19 protein-coding genes are annotated in these 23,614 nt (G+C 71.7%); 8 read left to right on the top strand and 11 right to left on the bottom strand.

Features of this window, described 5'->3' with window-relative positions:
- Positions 1-178 precede the first annotated feature (178 nt).
- Together WMF33_RS33125 and WMF33_RS33120 are read left to right on the top strand one after the other, a co-directional pair.
- Positions 179-1,360: an oxygenase MpaB family protein gene (locus WMF33_RS33125; protein WP_437332380.1), complete on the top strand. Its 1,182-nt coding sequence runs from the start codon at positions 179-181 to the stop codon at positions 1,358-1,360.
- 145 nt (positions 1,361-1,505) lie between these two features.
- On the top strand, positions 1,506-2,408 hold the full coding sequence (locus tag WMF33_RS33120) for a hypothetical protein (RefSeq protein ID WP_437332379.1): 903 nt from the start codon (positions 1,506-1,508) through the stop codon (positions 2,406-2,408).
- 36 nt (positions 2,409-2,444) lie between these two features.
- Here the strand turns inward: WMF33_RS33120 and WMF33_RS33115 are convergent, their stop codons facing one another.
- Entirely contained in the window at positions 2,445-3,518 is a 1,074-nt protein-coding gene (locus WMF33_RS33115) for an aldo/keto reductase (RefSeq protein WP_437332378.1), read from the bottom strand.
- A gap of 121 nt (positions 3,519-3,639) precedes the next feature.
- Here WMF33_RS33115 and WMF33_RS33110 point away from each other — a divergent pair, with 121 nt between their 5' ends.
- A complete protein-coding gene (locus tag WMF33_RS33110) occupies positions 3,640-4,590 on the top strand; it encodes a LysR family transcriptional regulator (protein WP_437332377.1) in 951 nt (316 codons plus the stop codon).
- 195 nt (positions 4,591-4,785) lie between these two features.
- The gene (locus tag WMF33_RS33105) at positions 4,786-6,096 is read left to right on the top strand and encodes an endo-1,4-beta-xylanase (RefSeq protein ID WP_437332376.1); all 1,311 of its coding nucleotides are present in this window, start codon (positions 4,786-4,788) and stop codon (positions 6,094-6,096) included.
- Between the two features lie 218 nt (positions 6,097-6,314).
- Here WMF33_RS33105 and WMF33_RS33100 read toward each other — a convergent pair whose 3' ends face one another.
- Positions 6,315-6,866, bottom strand: a complete 552-nt coding sequence (locus WMF33_RS33100; protein ID WP_437332375.1) for a nuclear transport factor 2 family protein — start codon at positions 6,864-6,866, stop codon at positions 6,315-6,317.
- Positions 6,867-7,417: 551 nt separating this feature from the next.
- On the bottom strand, positions 7,418-8,815 hold the full coding sequence (locus WMF33_RS33095; RefSeq protein WP_437332374.1) for a glucose/sorbosone family PQQ-dependent dehydrogenase: 1,398 nt from the start codon (positions 8,813-8,815) through the stop codon (positions 7,418-7,420).
- 727 nt (positions 8,816-9,542) lie between these two features.
- On the opposite strand from WMF33_RS33095, the gene WMF33_RS33090 reads away from it, so the two are divergent.
- Positions 9,543-10,193, top strand: coding sequence for an SAM-dependent methyltransferase (locus WMF33_RS33090; RefSeq protein WP_437332373.1), 651 nt, complete (start codon positions 9,543-9,545; stop codon positions 10,191-10,193).
- Between the two features lie 108 nt (positions 10,194-10,301).
- Here the strand turns inward: WMF33_RS33090 and WMF33_RS33085 are convergent, their stop codons facing one another.
- A complete protein-coding gene (locus WMF33_RS33085; protein WP_061627486.1) occupies positions 10,302-11,042 on the bottom strand; it encodes an alpha/beta fold hydrolase in 741 nt (246 codons plus the stop codon).
- A 232-nt stretch (positions 11,043-11,274) separates the two neighbouring features.
- Here WMF33_RS33085 and pgm point away from each other — a divergent pair, with 232 nt between their 5' ends.
- Entirely contained in the window at positions 11,275-12,921 is a 1,647-nt protein-coding gene (pgm, locus tag WMF33_RS33080) for a phosphoglucomutase (alpha-D-glucose-1,6-bisphosphate-dependent) (RefSeq protein WP_437332372.1), read from the top strand.
- A gap of 30 nt (positions 12,922-12,951) precedes the next feature.
- Here the strand turns inward: pgm and WMF33_RS33075 are convergent, their stop codons facing one another.
- The 5 genes from WMF33_RS33075 to WMF33_RS33055 form a co-directional block, all read right to left on the bottom strand.
- Positions 12,952-14,544 carry a caspase family protein gene (locus WMF33_RS33075; protein ID WP_437332371.1) on the bottom strand — a complete coding sequence of 531 codons (1,593 nt, stop codon included), beginning with the start codon at positions 14,542-14,544 and terminating at the stop codon, positions 12,952-12,954.
- Positions 14,541-15,353, bottom strand: coding sequence for a DUF4384 domain-containing protein (locus tag WMF33_RS33070; protein ID WP_437332370.1), 813 nt, complete (start codon positions 15,351-15,353; stop codon positions 14,541-14,543). The genes WMF33_RS33075 and WMF33_RS33070 overlap by 4 nt, the downstream gene beginning before the upstream one ends.
- On the bottom strand, positions 15,350-15,850 hold the full coding sequence (locus WMF33_RS33065) for an RNA polymerase sigma factor (RefSeq protein ID WP_437332369.1): 501 nt from the start codon (positions 15,848-15,850) through the stop codon (positions 15,350-15,352). The genes WMF33_RS33070 and WMF33_RS33065 overlap by 4 nt, the downstream gene beginning before the upstream one ends.
- Positions 15,851-15,889: 39 nt before the next feature.
- Positions 15,890-16,585 (bottom strand): hypothetical protein, encoded by a 696-nt coding sequence (locus WMF33_RS33060; protein ID WP_437332368.1) that lies wholly within the window; start codon positions 16,583-16,585, stop codon positions 15,890-15,892.
- 155 nt (positions 16,586-16,740) lie between these two features.
- Positions 16,741-19,077: a DNA polymerase II gene (locus WMF33_RS33055; protein ID WP_437332367.1), complete on the bottom strand. Its 2,337-nt coding sequence runs from the start codon at positions 19,075-19,077 to the stop codon at positions 16,741-16,743.
- 458 nt (positions 19,078-19,535) lie between these two features.
- On the opposite strand from WMF33_RS33055, the gene WMF33_RS33050 reads away from it, so the two are divergent.
- A complete protein-coding gene (locus tag WMF33_RS33050; RefSeq protein WP_437332366.1) occupies positions 19,536-20,189 on the top strand; it encodes a DUF4142 domain-containing protein in 654 nt (217 codons plus the stop codon).
- 155 nt (positions 20,190-20,344) lie between these two features.
- Here WMF33_RS33050 and WMF33_RS33045 read toward each other — a convergent pair whose 3' ends face one another.
- Both WMF33_RS33045 and WMF33_RS33040 read right to left on the bottom strand, forming a co-directional pair.
- A complete protein-coding gene (locus WMF33_RS33045) occupies positions 20,345-21,514 on the bottom strand; it encodes a zinc-dependent alcohol dehydrogenase (protein ID WP_061626229.1) in 1,170 nt (389 codons plus the stop codon).
- 2 nt (positions 21,515-21,516) lie between these two features.
- Positions 21,517-22,284: a hypothetical protein gene (locus WMF33_RS33040; RefSeq protein WP_437332365.1), complete on the bottom strand. Its 768-nt coding sequence runs from the start codon at positions 22,282-22,284 to the stop codon at positions 21,517-21,519.
- A 317-nt stretch (positions 22,285-22,601) separates the two neighbouring features.
- On the opposite strand from WMF33_RS33040, the gene WMF33_RS33035 reads away from it, so the two are divergent.
- Entirely contained in the window at positions 22,602-23,471 is an 870-nt protein-coding gene (locus WMF33_RS33035; protein ID WP_437332364.1) for a hypothetical protein, read from the top strand.
- Positions 23,472-23,614 lie beyond the last annotated feature (143 nt).

The raw sequence follows: 23,614 nt of genomic DNA, 5'->3' as shown, positions 1-23,614 counted from the left end.
ACGGCCCAGGGGCGCGCGCAGCAAGCGCGCGGCGCGACGCGCATCGGGCGGAAGGCAGCGCTCGTCGGGCTGGTCCACGGGCGTGGTGGCGCCTGCACGCGGGACGCGAGCCCACCGGGCGGGCGGCCTCCGCGTTGCGCGATGTCGGCCATGTGCCAAGGAACCCGACTCCACCCTCATGAAGAACGCGACGATCCCTGCCCGGTTCCACGAAACCGCGGACGCCCGCCGTCGCTTCGGCGATCAGCTCGATCGTCTCGCCCCCTTCCTGCTCCGCGTCGATCCCGCGGCCGACGCCGTCGTGGAGGCGTTCGCGTCGATGCCCTCGGGCCAGGGCTTCCGCCTCCTCGAGGCCGCCCTCGCGCGCGGCATCGACCACGTCGCGAACGACGCACCGGCCGAGCTGCGGGCGCTCTTCGCGGCGGTCGATCACGTCCCCGTCTGGGTGGACTGGGACGCCCTGAACCGCGGCGGGGCCGCGTTCCTGCGCACGGGCGTGCTCGGCGCCGTCCTGCTCGCGATGCAGTCGCTCATCCGCGGCTACGCCTCGCCCGGCGGGAACAAGCCGCTCGTCTTCTCGGGGAGGCTCCGCGAGCAGGCCGGGCGCCGCCTCGGCGAGACGAGCCGCTTCGTCTACGCCGTCAGCCAGGCGAACGGCATGCGCCGTCACGGCGAGGGCTTCGCCATCACCGTGAAGGTGCGCATCATGCACGCCCAGGTGCGGCGCCTCATCCGCGCGAGCGGCCGGTGGCAGGCCTCGCTCTGGGGCGAGCCGATCAACCAGCACGACATGGCCGCGACGGCGCTGCTCTTCTCGGTCGAGGTGCTCGACGGCCTCGACAAGCTCGGCTACCACGTCCCGCCCGGCCAGCGGGAGGATCTCGTCCACCTCTGGCGCTACGCGGCCTACGTCAGCGGCGTCGAGCCGGAGCTCATCCCCGGGTCCTACGCCGAGGCGAGGCGCCTGATCGAGATGATCTTCGCCACGCAGGGCGCGCCGGACGACGACTCGCGCATGCTCGTCGACGCGCTGGTCACCCACGGCATCCGCAGCGCGCGGAGCGACGGCGAGCGCCGGCGCGCCGAGCGCGTCATGGCCGTCTTCTGCGGCGTCTCCCGCGCCGTGCTCGGGGAGGCGCTCGCCGAGCAGCTCGGCCTCGCTCGGCAGAGCCCGCTCCTCGCCGTGCCGCTGCTCCGCGCCGTCGCCGCCGCCTCGAGCCGCGCGCACGCGCTGCCGTCGCTGCAGGACCTCGCGCTCGACCTCGGCGGCCGCTACTGGCAGCGCGCCATCGCGGTCGGCCTCGGCGGCCGTCCGGCCGACTTCGCCCCTCCGGAGCGCTTCGCCGACGGCCAGACGTGAGCGCGTGAGAGCCCGTCGCCGCGAGGCCGCCCAGGGCCCCCGCCGCCCTGCGCGGCCGGCGCCGGCGTCCGGCGGGCCCCGCTCCGCGAGCGCGCCCGGCGGTCGGGGTTGAACCGCGCTCCCGTTCTGCGGTACGAGCGCGATCATGGAGATCATCCCCTACGGCGGCTGGAAGCGCGCGGCGCGCATCGTCTGCGGCGACACGGAGGTCGTCGTCACGCTCGACATCGGCCCGCGGATCATCCGCTATGGCGTCATCGGCGGCCCGAACGAGCTGTCGGAGATCCCCGAGGATCAGGGCGCGACCGGCGGGACGCAGTACAGGTTCTACGGCGGCCACCGGCTCTGGATCGGCCCGGAGGACGAGCAGCGGACGCTGCAGCCGGACAACGATCCGGTCGAGCACCGGGAGGAGAACGGCGCGCACGTGTTCCGGTCCGCTCCGGACAAGCACGGGATGCAGAAGGAGATCCGCATCACGGCGGACGCCGCGGCGGGCAGGTTCGTCCTCGATCACGCGATCGAGAACCACGGCGCCTATGCGGTCGAGTTCACGCCCTGGGCGCTCACCGTGATGGCGGGCGGCGGTGAGTGCCTGTTCCCGCAGGCGCCGTTCTTCCCGCACCCCGAGCGCGTCTTGCCGGCGCGGCCGCTCGTGCTGTGGCCGTATAGCGACATGACCGATCCCCGGTGGACCTGGGGCAAGCGCGTGCTCCGCCTGCGCCAGGTCGCCGGCCAGGGCCCGCAGAAGGTGGGGATGCTCGTGAGCCAGGGCTACGCGGCGTACGCGAACCACGGGAACGTGTTCCTGAAGCGGTTCCCGTTCGTCGAGGGCGCCACGTACCCGGACATGGGGGTCAACTTCGAGACGTTCACGAACCAGGACATGCTCGAGGTGGAGTCGCTCGGCCCGCTCCAGCGCGTGGAGCCCGGCGCCCGCGCGCTGCACCGGGAGGCGTGGTATCTCCTGAAGGGCGTGGTGCCGCCCGCCGAGGACGGCGCGTGCGCGGACTGGCTCGAGGGGGTCGTGAAGGGTCGGCCGCTGTGATCCGCGGCGCCTGAGCCCGCGGCGCGGCGCGCCCCGTCAGCGCCGCGCGGCGATCTTCACGTCGCCGGACACGACGCTCCGGGTCAGCGGCCGCGCCAGGAAGTCGTGCGGGAAGCCGAGCTCGACGGCGCTGGCCCGGTCGAGCCGGGCGCGCTGGTCGTCCGTCAGCCGCACGTCGAGGGCGCCCAGGTTGTCCTCGAGCTGCTTCAGGGTCCGCGCGCCCAGGATCGGCGCGGTCACCGCCGGATTCAGCAGCGTCCAGGCGATCGCGATCTGCGACGGCGTCTTGCCGGTCTCGGCCGCGACCGATTTCACCACCTCGGCGATGGCGAGGCCCCGCTCGGTCAGCGCGCCGTTGGCGACAGCGACGTTCTTTCGCGTGCCGACCGGATCCGCGTTGGCCTCGCCCGCGGGCAGATCGGCCTTCGAGTACTTCCCGCTCAACACGCCGCTGCCCAGCGGCGCCCACGGGACGACCCCGAGGCCCATCTCCTGCGCCATCGGGATGAGCTCCCGCTCGACGGTGCGCTGGATCAGGCTGTACTCGATCTGGAGCGCGATGAGCGGCGCCCACCCGCGCAGATCCGCGATGGCCTGCATGCGGGAGACCTGCCAGGCCGGCGCGTCGGAGATGGCGACATAGACCACCTTCCCCGACCGGACGAGATCGTCCATCGCGCGCAGGACCTCGTCCACGGGCGTCGTCCCGTCCCACGCGTGCAGGTACAGGATGTCGATGTAGTCGGTCGCGAGCCGCCCCAGGCTCGCCTCGACCGAGCGCACCATGTTCTTGCGGTGATTGCCGCTCGAGTTGGGATCTCCCGGCCGCATGCTGAGCGTGTACTTGGTGGCCAGCACCAGGCGCTCTCGCCGGTCGCCGGCGAACTCGCCGACCAGCCGTTCGGACGTGCCGTTCGTGTACTTGTTGGCCGTGTCGATGAAATTCCCGCCGCGATCGACGTAGGCGTTGAAGATGCGCCGCGACTCGTCGCGGTCGCTGCCCCACCCCCAGTCGTCGCCGAACGTCATCGCGCCGAGCGCCAGCGGGGAGACGCGCAGGCCCGAGCGCCCAAGCAGCCGGTAGGTGTCGAGAGAGAGAGCGTTGGTCATGGTTGGCTCCACAGGTGCGGCGGGCGCGTCAGGCGCCCTGCCTGGATCCGGACCTTAAGGCCCTGGCGCCCCGCGAAGAATCCGACATGATCGAAGGAGCCTGTTTAGCCAGGGGTACATAATGCGCGGGAGAGAGTTCGCCGATCTGACAGCGTTCGCGGCCATCGTGGAGCACGGGAGCTTCGCGCGCGCGGCGGCGCACCTGCGGGTCTCGCCGTCGGCCCTGAGCCAGACCATCCGGGGGCTGGAGGAGCGGCTCGGGGTGCGCCTCCTGAACCGCACCACGCGGAGCGTCGCGCCGAGCGAGGCGGGGGCGCGGCTGCTCTCGCGGCTCTCCCCGGCGCTGACCGAGCTGGAGGCGGCGGTCGCCGACGTAAGGGCGCTCCGGGACAGGCCGTCGGGCGTGCTCCGGATCAACACGGCGCGGGTCGCCGCGGTCTGGTGCCTCGCCCCGCTGCTCGGCCCGTTCCACGAGGAGCACCCGGAGATCGTGCTCGACGTGGTGGTCGAGGACGCGATCGCCGACATCGTCGCGCGCCGCTTCGACGCCGGGGTCCGCCTGGGCGAGCGCCTCGAGCGCGACATGGTGGCCGTGAGGCTGAGCGGCGATTTCTCGATGATGGCGGTGGCGTCGCCGGCCTACCTGGCGCGCCACGGCGTCCCCGCGACCCCGCGCGATCTGCACCGGCACCGCTGCATCAACACGCGCTGGCCGACCGACGGCAGCCTGTACCGGTGGGAGTTCGAGAAGGGGAAGCAGGCCCTGGAGGTCGCCGTCGAGGGCCCGCTCATCGTCAACGACGTCGACCTCGCGCTGCGCGCCGCGGTGGACGGCGTCGGCATCGCGTACGTGTTCGACGAGCAAGCGAGGCCGCTGGTCGAGGCCGGGAGGCTGACGCGCGTCCTGGAGCCCTGGTCGCCGTCGTTCCCGGGCTTTTATCTCTACTACCCGAGCCGCCGGCAGACGCCCCCTGCGCTGCGGGCGTTCGTCGACTTCCTGCGCCGCGCGGTCCCGCCGGAGAAGAAGGCGCGACGCGCTCGCCCGGCCGTCGGCGCGAAGAACCGTGCATGAGCCCGGAATTTTCTTCCTGAGTCCGATGTCCCTCGTGCCTGCATCGTTGAGGCTGTGGACTTGGGGGGGAGCGTCCGCTCTACTGTCGCTTCGGCACCCCCATCGGGGGCCGCCCGTGCGCGGTGTGACCCGGCGATGATCACGGCGCCGCTTCGCGGGAACCAGGACGAGATTTTTCCTTCGGAGGATGCGAGCATGAGGTCAGCACCCCTTACTCTTCTACTCTCGGCGTTCCTTTGTGCTCTCGGCTGTTCGGACGGCGACGGGGGAGGGGAGGCCGGCGGCGCGGGCCCGACGAGCGGCCCCGGCGGCAGCACGACGAGCGGCTCCGGCGGCACGAGCGCCACGACCGGCGGCACGACGAGCGGCCCCGGCGGCACGACGTCCACGTCCGCCGGCCCGACGAGCGGCTCCGGCGGCGCCGGCGGCGACATGGCCGGCTCGGGCGGCATGGGTGGCGCCGGCGGCTCGGGCGGCAGCGGCGGCGCTGACGCCCGGATCCCCGCCGCGAGCGCCAGCTCGCTCAGGGAGGCCGGCTCGAAGGCGAACCCCCCCATCCTCATCGGCGCGGCCATCTCCGGCTCCGGCCTCAACGACGCGAACTACAAGCGCGTCGCCGCCGCCGAGCACGACTACGTGACGGCAGAGAACGAGATGAAGTGGGACGCGCTGGAGCCCCAGCCGGGGAGCTTCAACTACGGTGCCGCGGACAACATCGTCAACTGGGCGACGAGCAATGGAATGAAGGTCAAGGGCCACACCCTGGTGTGGCACAACCAGTTGCCGGGGTGGGCGAACTCCCTGTCTGGCTCGACCGCGGTGGAGCAAGCCATCCGCAGGCACATCGAGAACGTCATGGGGCACTTCAAGAGCAAGATCAAGCACTGGGACGTCGTCAACGAGGCGGTCATTACCGACAGCGACACGGGCGTCGGCAATCCCCGCATGAGGCCCTCGGTGTTCTTCAACGCGATGGGGGCGGAGTTCATCGATTTCGCGTTCAAGACGGCGAGGGCGCAGGACCCGGAAGCCAAGCTCTATTACAACGACTACAGCATCGACGCGCTCAACGATAAGGCCGATTACGTCTACGAGATGATCAAGGGGATGGTCGATCGGGGCGTCCCGATCGACGGCGTCGGGTTCCAGATGCACATCGGGCCGCCGAACAACGAGGCCGGCGGCGCGGACGTGGCGGCGAACCTGAAGCGCTTCTCCGATCTGGGCCTGGAGGTGTTGATCTCCGAGATGGACATCAACCGTTGCGGCGGCGTGGTCACCGCCGAGGAGCAGCTCGCTTACTACCACGACATCGTCGCGGCCTGCTTCTCGCTGCCCAAGTGCGTCGCGATCACGTTCTGGGGGATCAACGACGGCAGGTCGTGGCTCAACAGCTGGAGCGGGGCCCTGTGCAACGGGCAGAGCTCGCAGTCGCTGCTCTTCAATGATCAGTATCAGAAGAAGGAGACCTACAACAGGGTGCTGGACGCCCTGCTGGGCCGTTAGCGCCTCCCTCGCGCCGCAAGCGGCGGCGCGCTCGGCCTCGCGGCGCCTCGCCGGTACGCGCGGCGGTGGTCGCGATGATGGGCGCCCCCACGCGCATGCGTGGGGGCGCGCTTTGTACGTGCGCTGAGCGTGTCGCGCGCTGAGCGCGAGCGCGAAGTGCGCGCCTCGCCAGCGGGACAGCGGGCGACGTCAGCGACGCGCGAGCCGCCCCTCCAGGATCACGGCGCCTCCAGGGGGAGCTCCTCGTTGGGCAAGCCGACCGACCAGTGCCCCTGGATGATATTCCACTGCCCGCCCTGCTTGTGGAAGACAAGGCTCAATCGGGTCGGGACGTCGCCGCCCAGGAAAGCGAACGTCGGGTCGTCCGCCACCCAGGCGACGGTGCCTTGCTGCTGCAGCTGGAGGAGCCCTCCGGTGGCCTCGATCGGGAGCCCGCCGTCGTTCGGGTATCCCAGGCCGTCGAGGAAGAGGAACATGTCCTGCCACCATTGAACGATGGCGTCGTGGCCGGCGTAGACCTCGCCGGGCGCCGTGCCGAGGAACACCGCGCCCGGGCTGTCCGAGATGATATCTTCGATGAAGTCGATATCACCGTTGGTGGACGCCTGGTAGAACTGATTGACCAGGCTGGCGATCTGGGTTTGCTCCGGGACGGTGAGGCAGATGGGCACGACCTCGGCCTCGGCGCTCTTCATCGTGCCTCCGAGCGCCAGCATCGCCGTCGACGCTGCGATCACATGAACGACCTTTGCCATCAAACCGTTCTTCATGTCCATTCTCCTCCGCTGGGATTCACCACGAGGGCGCGGCGTGTGTCATCGTTGCCGCCTTGATCGCGGCGAGCAGACGTTGCGTCCTCACGCAGCGCGAAGCTCGAGTCAGCGGCGTTCGTCCTCTCCCCGCTGCCAGCGGCAGAAGGGCGCAACCAGGTGCGTTCCGGAAGTTCGACGCTGCTGCTCGGCCTCGCTCCGGGGAATAAAGCACCCGACGTGCCAAGCGCAAAAATGGCTCGATTGCTCGATCCGTCGCTTTCTATGCGCCGGACGGTGAGCCGCTCGCCGTGAAATGCGGCCCATTTCACCGTGACATGTCACGGGTTGCGCCGTGACATGTCACGGATCGCAGGATTGCGGCGTGACATTCGCCGGCCGGGCTTCTCCAGCCGCTCGGTCCAGCGCCTGGGCGGTCGCCCCGAGACCACGCGCCGGCGCCGGAGGGGGCGGCGCCGGGGCGAAAGGAGAGGCGCGCTCGTCTCGGGGCACGTCCACGCGGTCGCGGAGCTGCGCCGGCGGGGCGCGGGCCCCGCTCCACCGGCATCGGCTCAGTTCGTGCCCGTGTACTTGAACTCCAGGATCGCCCCCGGGTTGCTCAGCGCGGACGTGGCCCCGCCGGTCGGCCCGCTGGTGCTCCCCTGGCTGTCCGTGATCACGTAGACCGTCAGGCCATCCCGGCTCAGCGCGAGATCGCGGTAGCGGTTGGTGGTCTGGAAGTGGACGACCGCCTCGCCCGCGCCGGAGTCTCCGGCGGAGCTCGGCTTCACCCGGTACACCGCGCCCTTCTTGAGGGTGGTCATCAGGAGCGAGCCCTCCCACCCGGGGATGCCGGGCTCAACGGCATAGGTATGGAGCGAGGAGGGCGCGATCGTCGGCCAGCAGATGTAATCGTTGCCTCCGCACGCCGGATCCTTGAAGTTGTAGCCGTTCGGAACGGTGTAGAAGGTGGCGAGCGGCGGCGTGAAATCGGGGTGGCTCCAGGCGCTCTCCTGCTGCCGGGGGACCGAGGAAGGGGGCGTGTAGTCGTTCCACGCGAGCGACGAGCACGGCGTCGGGCTCGACGCGGACCAGTTGTCGTACGTATAGGCCTGGCTGTCCTGGTAGCCGGCGACGTGTGGCCACCCGTAGTTTTTGCCGGGCTGGATGAGGTTGAGCTCGTCGTCGCTCTTGGGCCCATGCTCGGCCGCGTAGAGCTTGCCGTCGAGGAACGTGAGGCCCTGCGGGTTGCGGTGGCCGTACGAGTAGACGTGGCTGCGGACGCCGGCGATCTGCGGGTTGTCGCCCGGGATCGAGCCGTCGAGGTCGAGGCGGAGGATCTTGCCGGCATATTTCGACCAGTCCTGCGCCGCGACCTCGGCCGCCGTCGGCAGATCCTGCGCGCCGACCGGGAGGCACTTCCTGTTGAACTGGTTGTTCCCCTGGTCCCCGACGGTGTAATAAAGCTTCTGATCAGGGCCGAACAGAAGCCGCGCCGAGTTGTGATCGTCGCTCCCGGGAAGGCCCGCGATGATGTCGACGGGGCTCCCCAGGGTCTTTGTCGTGGCGTTATATGTGTAGCGACGGATCTTCGTCCTGCGGCTCACCGCTGAGTCTGGATCGACGTCATAGGTGTAGGAGACGTACACATAGTCGTTGCCCGTGCCCTTGAGCAGATCCGGGTGCAGGGCGAGGCCCAGCACCCCGTCCTGTCCTCCCGACTGGTACGCTTCGCTGATGGTGACCGCGGTCGTCTTCTGGCCGTCCGATGGCCTGACACGCACGACCCGCTTCCCCACGCGCTCGGTCAACCACAGATAGCCGTCCGGCCCCCAGACGATCCGCATCGGAAACGACAGCCCGCGCACGATCTCGCGCGACGTGAAGCCGGCGTCCAGGCCCGCGCGCCCCTCGGCGACGGGCTCGCTCTCGGCAGCCCCAGGGTCGTGCGCTCCGAACGGACCGTCCATGGGACCTTCGGAGCCACATCCGATGAAACTCCACGAAGCCGCGGAGAGCAAACCAACCTGAGCCAGGAAGACCGTTGAGCGACGTGAGAGAGATGCGGACATTGGATTACCTCGCTGTTTGTTTCGAAGGACGGCGCTGACCAAGTCCCGCCGTTCCAAGGCCCAGCGGACGTGATGAGCGAGCTTCCGACGTGAAACCGCGGATCGCAGGGCGACCGTTGCGTCGTGCCCTGGCAGGCAGAGGTCTTTACTATGGGCAGCGATTGTCAAGTTGAATCTGCAATGCAACGTGAATGACCCGGCGCCGCGCGGCGTGGGGGATGCGACGCTCACGCAAGGAGCGGTCAGGCGATTGTTCAATGGCAGGTCAGGTGAACCATGTAGCAATGGCAGGTCAGGTGAACATGCAATGGCAGGCTCAGGTGAGCCCGGTAGGCGCAGCGCTGCGCCTGTCCCACGATCCGAAGCTCCCGGCGGAGGCCGCCGCTGGCGGCTCCACCGGACTGGACAGGCGCCGGGTCCCCGCCCTCCGCGAGGCCCGCGACAGAAAGCCCCGACCATCGGATCGAAAACCCCGCCCTGCCGGTGCCGCGCGAAGAGCGGTACTCCTTCGCTGCGGGCGGTCCGAGCGACCGTCAGCCGAGGAGAAGGCGAGATGGGGACGGACGAACACGGAAAGCACGCGGCGGCTTTCGGGCGCGAGCGCGCATTGAGCTACGACGACCAAGTGAACCGCTTTTGGCCAGGTTACGGCGTCCTGCAGCAGGTCGCCGCCGAGGTGATGGCCGCAGCGCTCCCGGACAGCGAGGCCGCGTCGCTGCTGATGGTCGGCATCGGGACCGGGAGCGAGGTGAAGCCGTTCGCGCGCTACGTGGGGGCCGGCGTCCGTTTCACGGGCGTCGATCCCTCGCCGGAGATGCTCGCCGTCGCGAGAGAGAAGCTCGCGGCGGAAGGCCTCCTCGAGCGGACGAGCCTGCATGCCTGCGAGCTGCGCGATCTCGCGCGCGGGCCCTTGTTCGACGGCGCCCAGATGATCGGCGTCCTGCACCACCTCCCGGGGGATGACGCTCGCCTGGAGCTGCTCCGGGAGATCGCCGGGCGGCTGAAGCCGGGGGCGCCCTTCGTGATCGGCTGCCGGACCGGGGTCGATCCCCGGCTGATGGCCGTCGAGGACCGGCGGGCCATCGCGGGCGGGCAGCCGCCCGAGGCGGCGGAGCGACGGCGCAAGGCCATGGCGTCGCTGAGGGTCCCGGCCTCGGATGAGGAGGTCTTCGCGCTCCTTTCCCGGGCAGGCTTCGTGGCGCCTTGTTTGATCTTCGGGGAGCTGCACATCAAGGTCTGGGTCACTCGCCACGAGCCATCCGCGATCGGCGCGTGACGTGGCGGGACGCGGGGCCGCGGCGCCGCCCGATGTCGCCGACATGGCCGTCCCGAGGGCCGGGGGACGCCGGGGGGCGGACCGGGACGCAGCCCCGAGGCAACCAGGCTAGGGCCGCGCCTGCGCGGCCGCGCGCCTCAGGAAGCCCGCGATCGCCCGCGCCGACGCCTCCGGCGCGAGCTGCAGCACGAGGTGCGGGGCGTCGACCGTGACGCACTCCAGGTCGGGCCGCAGCCGGCGGAGCTCGCGCAGCACGCGCGGCGGCACCAGCGCGTCGCCCGCGGCGCCCAGGTAGAGCAGCGGCGCGGCGCAGCGCTGGAGCGGCGCGCGCGCGTCCACCGAGAGCACCTCGCGCACGCGCGCCGCCATCACCGCCGGATCGACGGTCTCCACGTTCGCGGCCACGCGCTCGAGCCACGCGGCCTCGGCGCGCGCGCCGACGAGGTAGCGCCGCGCGACGAGCTCCGGGGCGCGGCGGCGGAAGAGCCACGGGCCGACGAGGTGCCGCGCGAGCGACGGGACGAGCCACACCGGGTTCGTGACGAAGGTGGCGACGAGCGCCACGCCGACGAGCTGGCCGGCGCGCCGGCAGGCCAGCCGGAGCGCGAGCGGCCCCGAGAACGACTCGCCGAGCAGCGCGTACGGCCCGTCCGCGGGCAGGCGCGCCGCGACGAGCGCCTCGAGCGCGTCGTAGTCGAGCGCCCGGTCCGCGGGGTACGAGACCACCTCCGGCGCGATGTCGGCGGACTCGGCGGACAGCGCCTCGACGAACGGCGCGAAGAGCGCGCCGGTGCCGTCGAGACCCGGGAGGAGCAAGAGGCGCAGCGGCGCGGTCACCGGCGCGAGCATCGCCGAGCGTCGCCCGGGCGGCAATCCAGCCGCGGCCGCCCGCGGCGCCGGCGGCGTCCCGTCGGCGCCCCTGCGGTGTCTCGTCGGCGCCCCCGCGGTGTTTCGTCGGCGCCCCCGCGCGCCCCCGCGGTGTTTCGTCGGGGCCCCCGCGCGCCCCCGCGCGCCCCGCGGCGTCCCCCGGCGCCTCGTGGAAGGGTTGGCTCGTCCCCCGCGCTCGGCTATGCGGAGGCCCATGGCGCTCCACCCCCTCGCGGGCCGCAAAGCCCCGCCCGATGTGCTGATCGATCCGGACAAGCTGCGCGCGCAGTACTACAGCGAGCGCCCCGACCCGAGCGATCCGCAGCAGCGCGTCGCCTTCGGCACCTCCGGCCACCGCGGCTCGGCCGCGCGGCGCAGCTTCAACGAGGCGCACGTCCTCGCGGTCGCGCAGGCCATCTGCGATTACCGCGCGAAGCAGGGCACCACGGGCTCGCTCTACCTCGGCATGGACACCCACGCGCTCTCCGAGCCGGCGCAGCGCTCCGTCATCGAGGTCCTCGCCGCCAACGGCGTCGACGTCCTCATCGCCGAGCGCAACGGCGTCACGCCGACGCCGGTCATCTCGCACGCGATCCTCACCCAGAACCGCGGGCGCACCTCGAAGCTCGCGGACGGCGTGGTGATCACGCCCTCGCACAACCCGCCGGACGACGGCGGCATCAAGTACAACCCGCCGAACGGCGGGCCCGCCGACACCGCCGTCACCGGCTGGATCGAGGACCGCGCCAACGAGCTGCTCCGCGCCGGCAACGCGGGCGTGAAGCGCATGCCCTACGAGGCCGCGCTGCACGCGCCGACGACGCACCCCTACGACTACATCGGCTCTTACGTCGCCGACCTCGGCAACGTCGTGGATCTCGAGGCCGTGCGCGGCGCGAAGCTGCGCCTCGGCATCGATCCGCTCGGCGGCTCGAACATCGCGTACTGGGCGCCGATCGCCGAGAAATTCGGGCTGGACCTCACCGTGGTGAACCAGGCCGTCGACCCCACCTTCAGCTTCATGCCGCTCGATCACGACGGCAAGATCCGCATGGACTGCTCGTCGCCGTACGCGATGGCGAACCTCATCGCGCTCAAGGACGACTACGATCTCGCGTTCGGCAACGACGCCGACTCGGATCGCCACGGCATCGTCACGCGCAGCGCCGGGCTGATGAACCCGAACCACTACCTCGCCGTGGCGGTGTCCTACCTCTACCAGAACCGCCCCGCGTGGCGGGCCGACGCGGCCGTGGGCAAGACGCTCGTCTCGAGCAGCATGATCGACCGGGTGGCGAAGGACCTCGGCCGGCCGCTGCGCGAGGTGCCGGTCGGCTTCAAGTGGTTCGTCGACGGGCTGCTCGACGGCTCGCTCGGCTTCGGCGGCGAGGAGAGCGCGGGGGCCTCGTTCCTGCGGCGGAACGGGCAGGTGTGGTCGACGGACAAGGACGGCATCATCCTCGACCTGCTCGCCGCCGAGATCCTCGCGCGCACCGGCCGCGACCCGGCCGAGCACTACCGCGACCTGACCCAGCGCTTCGGCGCGCCGCTCTACACCCGCATCGACGCGCCGGCGACGCCCGCCGAGAAGAGCGTGCTGAAGAAGCTCTCCCCCGACGCGGTGCGCGCCCAGAGCCTCGCGGGCGAGCCGATCACGGCGAAGCTCACGCGCGCGCCGGGCAACGGCGGCGAGATCGGCGGGCTCAAGGTCGTCGCCGAGAACGGCTGGTTCGCCGCGCGGCCCTCGGGCACCGAGGACGTCTACAAGATCTACGCGGAGAGCTTCAAGGACCAGGCGCACCTCGATCGCATCCTCGACGAGGCGCGCGCGATGGTCGCCGACGCGCTGTCGGCGAAGTGAGGCCGGGCGCGCGGGCGGCGCTCGCCGCGCTCAGAAGCGCTTGCCGAGCCCGGCGAGCGGCCGCACCGCGAACTCGGCGCTGACGGGGCCGCTCTCCCCCGACCCGCGCCTCGCCCGCTGGAAGAAGTAGGTCTGGGCGTCGACCTGGCCGAGCAGGTAGAGCCCCGACGGCAGGTCGACCGTCAGGCCGAGCCCGCTGCCGAGGAAGCCGACGAGGCTCGTCCGCGGCGCGGCCACGCCCCGCGTCTCGAACTCCTGGCGAAGGAGCCCCGCGCCCAGGCTCACGCCCACGTCGAGCGTCACCCAGGGAAAGTCCCATGCGTGGGCGACCCGGACCTCGAGGTCGAGCTGGTCGCGGCTCGCCCGCAGCGCGTCGTTCTCGAAGCCGCCGCGGCAGGCGCCCAGGCGCGGCATGACGCTGAGCTGGCGGAGCTCGAGCGTGTAGCCCGCGAAGACGCCGTGGCACGGCGACTCGCCCTCGTCGAACGCGGTGCGCAGCCGGTAGCCCGCCTGCACGCCGTGCGTGGCGTCCGCGCCCTCCTGGCCCTTGCGCACGAGGCGCGCGTACTCCGCCCTGGAGAGCATCGCGTCCTCCACGCGGATCGCCTTGCCCGCCTCCACCGCGATCTCGCCCTCGAGCAGGTGATCCTGGCCGCGCCCCCGCACGAAGTAGCGCCCCGGCTTCACGCTGAGCCGGCGCGACACGTCGGTCGCCGCGACCTCGGCGACGACCGGGCCGTGGCTGCCGCCTTCCAGGAGCAGGTACGTCCTGCCCGCGGGCAGCTCGACGGTGCCCCGGTGCGCGGCGCTCGCGGGCAGCGCGGTGAGGGTGAGCTTGCCCTGGCCGCGCAGCTCGTACCGGAACGTCGGGTGCTGCGTCCCGGCCAGCGTCCGGCTCGTGGCGCGGATGGTGGCCTCGGAGACGTGCCGGTAGGCCTCGTCGAGCGTGACCACGCCGTTCCCGTCGTCGTCGGCCGCGCCCAGGAGCCCCGAGGCGAGGTAGTGCGTGAAGAACGAGCCCCCCAGCGCATCGGACTCCTGCGCGTCCTCGTTGGCCGAGCTCGCCGTCAAGAACACGACCCCCTCGCCCGCGAGGCGCGCGTCGGTCCTGATCGTCAGCGGCGGCGCGGCGGTCCCGCCCTTCACGCGCGTGAGGGCGCCGGAGCGGCAGGCGTCGACGATGACGAGCCGGAAATGCGCCGCGGAGCCGCGCGCGAGCTGCTCCAGCTCCGGGAGATCCATGAGCGTGTTGCCCAGGTGGAGCGCGCGGGCGTCGCCGTGGCCCGAGTAGTAGACGACCAGCACCGCCTCGACGCCCCCGCCGGTGATGTCCTGGCGGATGCGGCTGTTCATGGAGATCAGGGCGCGGCGCATCGCCTCGGCATTGCCGCCGCGCAGGAGCGTCACGTTGGCCGGCGAGAAGCCGCCGAGCCCCACCAGCACGTCGTGCATCTTGAGGGCGTCGGCCTCGGCATACCGCAGCTCGACCTCGCCCCGGAGGCCCGCGTTGTTGCCGGCGATGACCGCGTACCGCTCGACCCGCGCGAGCGCGGCCTGCGCCGCGAGCAGCGCCGCGCAGGCGAGGGCGAAGGCGACGAGCCTCGGCGCCGGGGCGCGGATCACCGGGCCGCCCGCTTGTCGAGCGACACGCGATCGACGCGGCAGCCCGCGGGCGCGGGAGGGCGCTCGGGCGCGGCCTCGAGCGCGGCGCGGAGGGGCTCGAGGGCGACGGGGGATTCGCAGAACAGGCCGTAGACGGTCTCCGCGCCGAGCGTCTCGTCGAGCACGACGCTGCTCGGCAGCGGCACCTGCTCGCCGGGCTCGATGGGCGCCGCGACGTCCCCCGCCGGGAAGTAGACGCTCGCCTTGCGGGCGCCGTCGACGCTGAGCAGGGCGAAGAAGCCGGCGTCCACGGTGGAGTAGGTGAACTGGAGCCTGTCGTTCGGGTGGACCACCTCGCCCGGCCCGCCCCGCGAGAGGGCGTCTCCCCGCGCGACGTAGAACCCGATCCGGCCGCTGCCCCCCTTGATGCGCGCGCCCTGCGCCGCCGGCGGAGGCCGCGCGCCGCGGTCGTCGCCGCGCGGATCGTCGGGCGGCTGGACGTTCAGGGCCACCGCGAGGACGGCCGCGGCGCCGAGCGCCGCCGTGACGGCGGGGACGAGGGCCCGCGCGCGGAGCCCGGCGGGGACGAGGGCCCTCGGCCGGAGCCGCCGGACCGCGGGCGTCCGAGGGGCGCGCAGCGGGGGAGGAGCGGCGAGGAACGCGGCGCGCCCCGCCTCGATCTCGGCGAGGCGCCCCGCGCACCGCCCGCAGCCGTCGAGGTGCGCGCGGGTGGCCTGCTCCTCGGCCGCAGCGAGCTCGCCGGCGAGCAGGCGGTCGAAGCGCAGATCCGATGGACAGCCCTCGGGGCGAGATCTCTCGAACGGGATCATGCAGGCCTCCTCTCCAGGGCTTCCGCCCACTGCTTCACGCGGGCGAGGAGGTCGCCCACGTGCCGCCGTGAACAGCCCATGATCGTCGCGATCTCCTCATGAGTGCTCTCGTCGATGTAGTAGTAGACGGCCGCCTGAGCCAGCTCGTCGGGGAGCTCGGCGAGGAGCCGCGCGGCCTGCACCGTCTGCTCCGCGCGCGGGGCGCCGACGTCGCTCGACGGCATGCCCGACCCGAGCAGGCGCGCGCGGTTCTTGCGGTCGCGGATGCGGTTGAGGCAGCGGTGCGTCGTGGCGCTGTAAAGCCACGTCGCGGGCGAGCTCCGCTGCTCGAACTGCCCGGGGGACTGGACGAGCGACAGGAACACCTCCTGCAGCACGTCGCGCGACTCCTCCTCCGAGCCGAGCAGCGCGCGGGCCCGGCGGAGCACGTGGTGCCCGTGGGCCCGGTAAAGCCGCTCGACGTCCAGCTCGCCCTGCACCGGGCCCGACGCTACCATCGAAACCACATTCGCGACATGACCTGACCCGCTGGGCGCTCACCAGAGGTTCGCGGCGGCGAACTGTCGGGGTGGCGCGATCCTGATGGTCACCTCGGAATCGAACTCCTCCGGGTTGGGCACGAGGCGGTCGTCTGCGTCTCCGCCGTCTGCGACTCCGCAGCTCCTCGGGTCTGGCGTCGCCTTGCAGGCGTCGTAGGCCTGCAGCTCGGCCTCGGTCATGGGGGCCCACTTCATCAGGTGGTATCCGGCCGAGAGCGCGCCGCCCAGGAACCGCTCCGACTGGGTCCCAGGCTGGACGTCGGTCTCGACATAGACCAGCATGTACTCCTCGGCGAGGCCGGCAATGGAGGCGGGGTCGACGTTCGGGTCCAGGCCCTCCTTGAGGACGGCGATGTACCCGGTGCTGAACCGGCTCTCCGACGGCCGCGCGCCGCCCAGCGTGAAGTCGTTCAGAGCCTCGGCGGGGGGCGGTACGTTCAGATCGATCCTGAACGCGGCGGGAAAGCTCCCGACCACCGGTGCGAGGTCGATGTGCCCGAAGTCGTCGACCAGGAAGTTGTAATTGAGGATGGCCGTGCGCAGGTGACCCCCGGTCGAGCCGCCCTCGTCGACGATGGCGCCCTGGATCGTGGCGAGCGGCTCGCCGCGGTACTCGGGATCGACCTGCGCGTCGCAGGCGAGGAGAAGGAAGGACGAGGCGGCGACGGCGGAGACGAACGGCAACCTGTTCATGAAGGGACTCCCTTGTTGAAGGACCGCCGTTAGGAACGCGAGCCCCCGGTTTCGGGCACGCTGCGCGCGTCGAAATCCTGCTCCCCGCCGCGCGGAGCGCCGGCCGCGCCGCTGAGCTCTTCCGGCGCGGCGCGCCGCGCGGGCGCCGCCGCGCCTCAGAACAGCGACAGCTGCCGCTTCGCGCCGGTCATCGCGTCGAAGTCCGCGCCGCCCAGCCACCGGAGCACCGAGTCCGCGATCGGCTTGAGCTGCTGCGACACGTAGTGATCGTAGTCCGGCGGCGCCGTCGTCTGGCCGACCGGCTCGGGGCCGGCGCGCGTGATCACGTACGCCACGATCCGCCCCGCGTCCCCGACGAGCTTGCGCGCCGCCTTCACGTGCGGCGGCGTCGTCTTCGTGTACGCGCCGAGCGGCTTGCGCAGCGCCTTCTTGTAGACGAGCTCCGCGTCGAACCGCCCCGCGCGGAGCTCCGCCACGAACGTCCGCACGAAGCCCTCGACCGGGCGATCGTGGAACACGAGATCGAGCAGCTCCCGCTGGAAGCGCCGCGCGACCGCGCTCGCGTCGCGCCGGACCGCCTCGAGCCCGACGATCTCGAGCTTGCCGCCGCCCTCGCCGGCGACGAGGCCCGCGTAGCGCTTCTTGCTGCCCTGCGCGGCGCCGCGCAGCTCGGGCAGGAGGAAGCGCGCATAGACCTTCTCGAACTCGAGCTCCAGCCGGCTCTCGCACCCGAAGGTCCTCGCGATCTCGGCGGCGACCGAGGCCGAGACGGCCTCGCGGAGCTCCTCGGCGCGGGCGGCGGCGCGCGCGGCGTCCGGCTCGCCGATGTCGACGAAGAGCGAGTCGGTGTCGCCGTAGAGGACCCGGTGCCCGGCCCTCCGCACCGCCTCTGCCGTCAGCCGGATGACGTGCTGACCGGCGCTCGTGATCGCGTTCGCGACGGCCGGGGAGAACAGGCGCGACGCCGGCGAGCCGAGCACGCCGAACAGCGAGTTCATGAGGATCTTGATGGCCATGGCGCCGCGCTCGTCGCCCGCCCGCCGCGCCTCGGCCCGCTCGTCCCAGAGGCGCGCGACCAGCTCGGGGAGGATGCCCGGCTCCCCGCGCCGGAACGCCGCGCCGCCCGGCGTCACGATCAGCGCCTCCGGCGGCGCCCCGTCCCCCGCCACGAACGTGAGAGGATCGATGTTGAACGTGCGGATGAGGCTCGGATAGAGGCTCTTGTAATCGTAGACGACGATATTGCGGTACAGCCCCGGGAGCGGCTCGAGCACGAGGCCGCCGGCGATCTCGACCTCCTCGTCCGGCGCCCCCTGCGACACCGACGGCGCGACCTTGCCGCGGGCGCGGAGCGCGGGCAGGTACAGCGAGTCGATCGCGGCAATCTGCGCGCCCACGCGGTCGAGCTGCATGCCCGTGAGCAGGCTCCGCCGGACCGAGAGCTCGATGAGGCCGGTCTTCTCCAGGAGGTCCCGGACGAGGCGGGCGTCCTCGAGGTTGTACGCCGCGAGCAGCGCCGGATCGTCGCGGTACGACGCCTCGATGTGCGCGCCCCGGTCGTCGGACGCGAACAGCTTGCCGCGCCCGAGGATCGCCTGCGCGGCGGTCTCGAGGCGGTAATCCTCGAGGCGCATGAAGGCGCTGCGGAGCAGCGCGAGGCCGTCGAGCACCACGCGCCCCGGGAGCACGGCCCGCGCCTCGCGCGAGAAGCCCGGGTCGCGCAGGATCGAGACCTCCTCGGGGCCCCGCCCGAGCGCGCACGAGAGCCCGGCGCGGCGGCAATAGCGCAGGAGCGCCGGCAGGTCGAAATCCGGGATGTTCCAGCCGGTGAGGACGTCGGGATCCGCGTCCGCGACGTGCGCGAGGAACCGCTCGAGCAGCGTCCGCTCGTCGGGGAAGCGCTCGACGTAGGCGGGCAGGCCGGACGGGACGGGCTCGTCCCGGACCAGCAGGCAGCGCTCGCCGCCCGCGCCGGCGACGGCGATCGCATAGAGATGCTCGCCGTCGAGGCTCGTCTCGATGTCGAGCGACAGCACGCGCAGCGCCGGGACGAACGTCGCGGGGAAGAGCTCGGGGTTCTTGTACACGCGCCCGACGCCCGGGCGGAGCTCGAACGGCCCGGAGACCGCGAACGCCCCGCGGACGCCGCGATCGATGAGGAAGCGGTAGGCGAAGCGCACGTCGGCCTCGAGGGCGTCGGCGCCGGCCTCGGCGAGCTTGTCGCGCAGCGCCGCGACGTCCCGCGGGAGCGCGGCGACGACGCGCAGCACCGGCTCGCCGTCGAGCGTCTCGAGCGCCTCCGGGGAGACGCGATTGCCCGCGAGCCGCCGCGCGATGTCCGCGTCGCGCTCGCGCACGAAGAAGTACGGCCTGAACCTGTCCTCGATGACGAGCGCCGGCGTGCCGTCCTCCATCACCGCGTACAGATGGATTTCCGGGCATCCGGCGACGACCCGGTACGTGGGCGTGAGGATGAAGCCGCGGTCGGGCATGTGCGCGTGCGCTGAGGCCTCCGGGCGAGCTCGTCGCCGGCGCGCGGGGCGGCCCGGGACCGCTCCGCGCCACGCCGCACTTGACCACCGGGACCGGCCCCCCGCAAGCCCCGTCTCACCCCCGGCGCCACGGATTTCCCGGAGGAGCGCGGCGGCCCCGGGAGCCAGGGCTCGCCGGAGAGGGCGCCTTTCGGGGAGGCGACGTCCCGTGGATGGATGACGGCAGCCTATCCATCGCTTCCCGCGAAGGCCTGAGACATGGCGCCGAGGGCCAGCCCGGGTGCGCGGCGCCTGCCCTCGCTGCGCGCCCTCGCGCGCCGCGGTGAGCAGCGCCGTCCCGGCGATTCCGTCGAGAGCGGGTCCGCTGCTTGCTTGATGTTGGAGACGTAGTGACCCGCGGGTGTTCCATGGATCGGTCCGTGAGGCGCGCCGCGGAAAACAGGGAAGGGGAATCCACCATGATGCGCCATCATTTCAGGCATCGGGTCGCGGTGATCGCCGCGCTCGCCGCGAGCGTCGTCGGCAGCTCTGCGCACGCGACCGGGCGGGGAGGTTACGCTCAGCAGCAAGGCGCGCAGATCTCCCAGCAGCAGCGGCCGCAGCAGCAGCGGCCGCAGCAGGCGACCCCGAAGCGCGCGCAGATGCAGGTGTCGGACGGCGCCATCGCCGGGGTCGTCTCGGCGGCCAACCAGCTCGAGATCTCCATGGCGACGATCGCCCGCAAGCAGGCCCGGTCGCGCGAGGTCAAGGATTTCGCCTGTGAAATGATCGAATCCCACACCCAGGCGGAGCGTCATCTGAGCGCGCTCCTCCGGCGCCTCAGGATCCAGGTGCAGCCGACGCGGGTGAGCGCGATGCTCGTCGGGCACGCGCCGCTCTTCGCGGCCCACCTCCGCCGGCAGCCGGCCCAGAAATTCGACCAGGCGTTCATGAACGCCCAGGTGATGATGCACCGCTATCAGCTGCGCATGCTGGACGAGCAGCTCATCCCGAAGGTGAAGGAGCCGGCCCTGAGGCAGGAGCTCCAGAGCATCCGGGAGAAGGTGGTTCACCACCTGGAGCACGCGCAGGCGATCCAGGCGAATCTGGCGAAGCAACAACAGGGTCGCTAGAACGCCGATCGCGTCGAAATCCCGCGGAGGTCCGTTCATGGGTAGATGACCGCAAGGGCGCAAGGCACGCAGGGGGAAGAGAGGAATATGATTCCAGCTCTGTCCCCCCGCGCCTCTTGCGCCCCTGCGGTCTCTCTTTTTGCTGCATGCGGGCGTCAGGGCGCGAACACCGCGCGCATGCACCCCTCCGCGCGCTCCTCGAACAGCCGGTATCCGCGCGGCCCGTCCTCCAGGCACATCCGGTGCGTCACGAGGTACGACGGATCGAGGTCTCCGCGCTGGATGAGATCCAGCATCCTCGGGATGTACCGCTGTCCGTGCTGCTGTCCCGTCCTGACGATCAGGGCCTTGTTCATGAGCGCCCCGAGCGGGATCTTGTCGGCGAACCCGGAATAGACGCCCATGATCGACACCGTACCGCCCTTGCGGCAGGCCAGCATCGCCTCGCGCAGCACGAGCGGGCGGTCGTTCTGCAGCCGGAACGTCTGCTTCACCCGGTCATACGCGTACTGCAGGCCCACGCCGTCGGCCTCCATGCCCACCGCGTCGATGCAGGCGTCGGGGCCGCGCCCGCCCGTCATCTCGCGGAGCGCCTCCTGCACGTCGACCTCGGCGTAGCTCAGCACCTCGGCGCCCCCGTGCGCCTTCGCCATCGCCAGGCGCTCCGGGACCCGGTCGATCGCGATGACGCGCTCGGCGCCGAGGAGATACGCGCTCTTGATCGCCATCTGACCGACCCCGCCGCACCCCCACACGGCCACGACGTGGCCCGGCCGGATGTCGCAGAGCTCGGCCCCCATGTAGCCGGTCGTGAGCGCGTCGGACGCGAACAGGGCGCTCTCGTCCCGCACCCCGTCGGGCACCTTGAACGCGCCGTGATCCGCGAACGGCACGCGCACGTACTCGGCGTGGCTCCCCGCGAACCCCCCGAAGGCGTGCGAGTAGCCGAAGATCGCCGCCGTCGTGTCCCCGAGGATCCTGTCCGCCACCACGTGGTGAGGGTTCGAGTTCTCGCAGAGCGACCACAGCTCGCTCTGGCAATACGCGCACTGCCCGCACCCGATGATGGACGACACAACGACCCGATCGCCCCGCCGCACCCGCTTCACCTCCGCGCCGGTCTCCACGACCTCGCCGAGGAACTCGTGCCCGAGGATGTCGCCCTCCTTCATCGTCGGGACGTACCCGTGGAGCAGGTGCAGGTCCGAGCCGCAGACCGACGACAGCGAGACGCGGACGATGGCGTCGTGCGGGCTCAGGATCCTCGGCTCCGGCACCGACGCGACCGCGACGTCATTCACCCCGTTCCAGCAGATCGCTCGCATGATCACGTCCTTTCACGGCCCGTCCGGCCGGACGGCTGCCCCACCGTCGTCGGGATCTCGCCGACCTCGATCCACTGCCTCAGCCGCCGCAGATCGCCCCTCAGACGCCGCCTCGGCTCCTCCGCGAGCAGCCTGCCGGCCGCCCGCGCGAGCCACCCCCTCGGCCGCGCGCCGGGCAGGACCGCCCGGATCTCCGTGCCCCGCTCTCCCGGCGCGTCGGCGAGCGACACGATCCCCGTCCTCACGCGCTCCCGGCCTCCCATGCCGGCCGCCCAGATCGTCGAGGTCGCCTCGGCCACGCCCATCTCCACGCGCGCGATCCGCTGCAGGTACCGCCGCACGCCCTCCGCGTCGCGCAGCGCGCCCAGCACCGCCGCGCGCGCCCTGCTCACCGTGACGCTGCTCGCGATCCGCGGCGCGGCGACCCCGAGCGCCCGCAGCACCGGCGCCGCCGCCACGACCCCGAGGGCCGGCCGATCCTCGGACAGGCCGGAGATCCGCTCGTAGGCGCGGTAGGCCGCCGTCTCCACGCGGCTCCAGAGCCGCCTCGCGATTCCGCTCCTCCCCGGCAGCGGCGCGCACGGCTCGCGCTGCCCTGCGGCGAACCCCTGCTCTCCGGGCGCGGGCCTCTCCTGCGCTTCCCGCGCTGCCGGCGGCGCGATCTCGCCCGCGCTCGGCTCCCGGCCCGCGCTCTGTTCCGCCCGCTGCGCGCTCTGTTCCGCCCGCTGCGTGGCGGCGCGCGCTCGCAAGACAGCCTTCTTTTTTGCCATCTTTCCCCCCTCGAGCCTCGTCCAGAGAGCCCGCGGAGGCGCGTTGCAAGCAGGCGGCCACTTGCGATGATCCAGCCGCTCACGTCTCAACGGTGCTCCGAACGCGCCACCGCCGTTGCGAGCGGCCCGAGTCAAGAGCTCCGGGCGAGCGGCCCCATCCCGGCGTGCGCGAGGAAGATGGATTGCAGCGTGGAAAGAAGAAGGTTGCGGAGCCTGAAATTCCGGGTGATACTCGGCGCGCCCGGACGGCGCTTATTCACATGTTGTCCGGACTTAAGGTACGTCCTGATTAGCCTAAGGTAGACTACGGAGACGCTATGAAGAATCGAATTTTCCTGCGTAGCTTGAACTTGGCGTTGTGTGGTCTTGCGGTCGCGGCGTTCGCGGCGTGCGGCGACGACGGGGGCGATGGCTCTGGCGGCGCCGGCGGCGGCGGCACCAGCTCCACCACCTCTTCGGGCAGCGTGAGCCCGTCGACCACGAGCACGGGGAGCACGGAGCCCTCCACCTCCTCGACCACCACGGCGGCCTCGACCACCTCCGCGACGACCGGCGCTGGTGGCGGTCCTCAGACCCTCGAGATGATCGATGACATGGAGGACGACGACAACGCCATCGAGGCCGCGGGGGGCCGGCTCGGTTACTGGTACACCTTCAATGACAAGACCGAGGGGGCCACGCAGAACCCTCCGCCCGATCCGTCGGGGACCGGCGAGACGCCTTTCACGATGACGGCGCTCGATCCGGCGCGCGGGCAGAGCAAGTATGCGGCGCGGTCGTGGGGCGAGGGCTTCACGGGCTGGGGCATCGGGTTCGGCTTCGATCTGAAGAGCGAGGACGGGGACAAGACGCCCTATGACGCCTCGGCGTACACCGGAATCACGTTCTGGGCCAAGGTCGGCCCGGGCGCCAGCACGACCGCGAGCGTCCTGATCACGGACCCGGGCACGGATACAGTCGGCGGCGTCTGCACGGACGAGTGCGACGCCTGGCAAAAGTCGCTCGCCGGCATCTCCGAGGAGTGGCAGCAGTTCACCATTCCCTTCGCGGACCTGAAGCAGGGCGGCTGGGGCACGCCGGCGGGCACCACCCAGATCGACGCGACCAAGCTCTACTCGATCCAGTTCCAGGTCGGCATGGCGGAGTCGTTCGACATCTACATCGACGACCTCGCCTTCTATAACTGAGCGCCCTCGCGCCGGCCTCCCCCGGGCGCCCTCGCGCCCGGGGTCCTTTCATTCAGTCTGCGCCTTCCGCGCTTCCAGGGCGCCCGAGCGACCGCCCGGGCCGCGCTGCTCCTGCGCGCGCGGGCAAAATAAGTGCTTGCATC

Origin of the sequence: Sorangium sp. So ce394 (assembly GCF_051474665.1) — a bacterium.
GTDB classification, from domain to species: Bacteria; Myxococcota_A; Polyangia; order Polyangiales; family Polyangiaceae; genus Sorangium; species Sorangium cellulosum_D.
The sequence above is the reverse complement of the archived record's forward strand: the minus strand, read 5'-3'. Positions and strand labels throughout refer to the sequence as shown.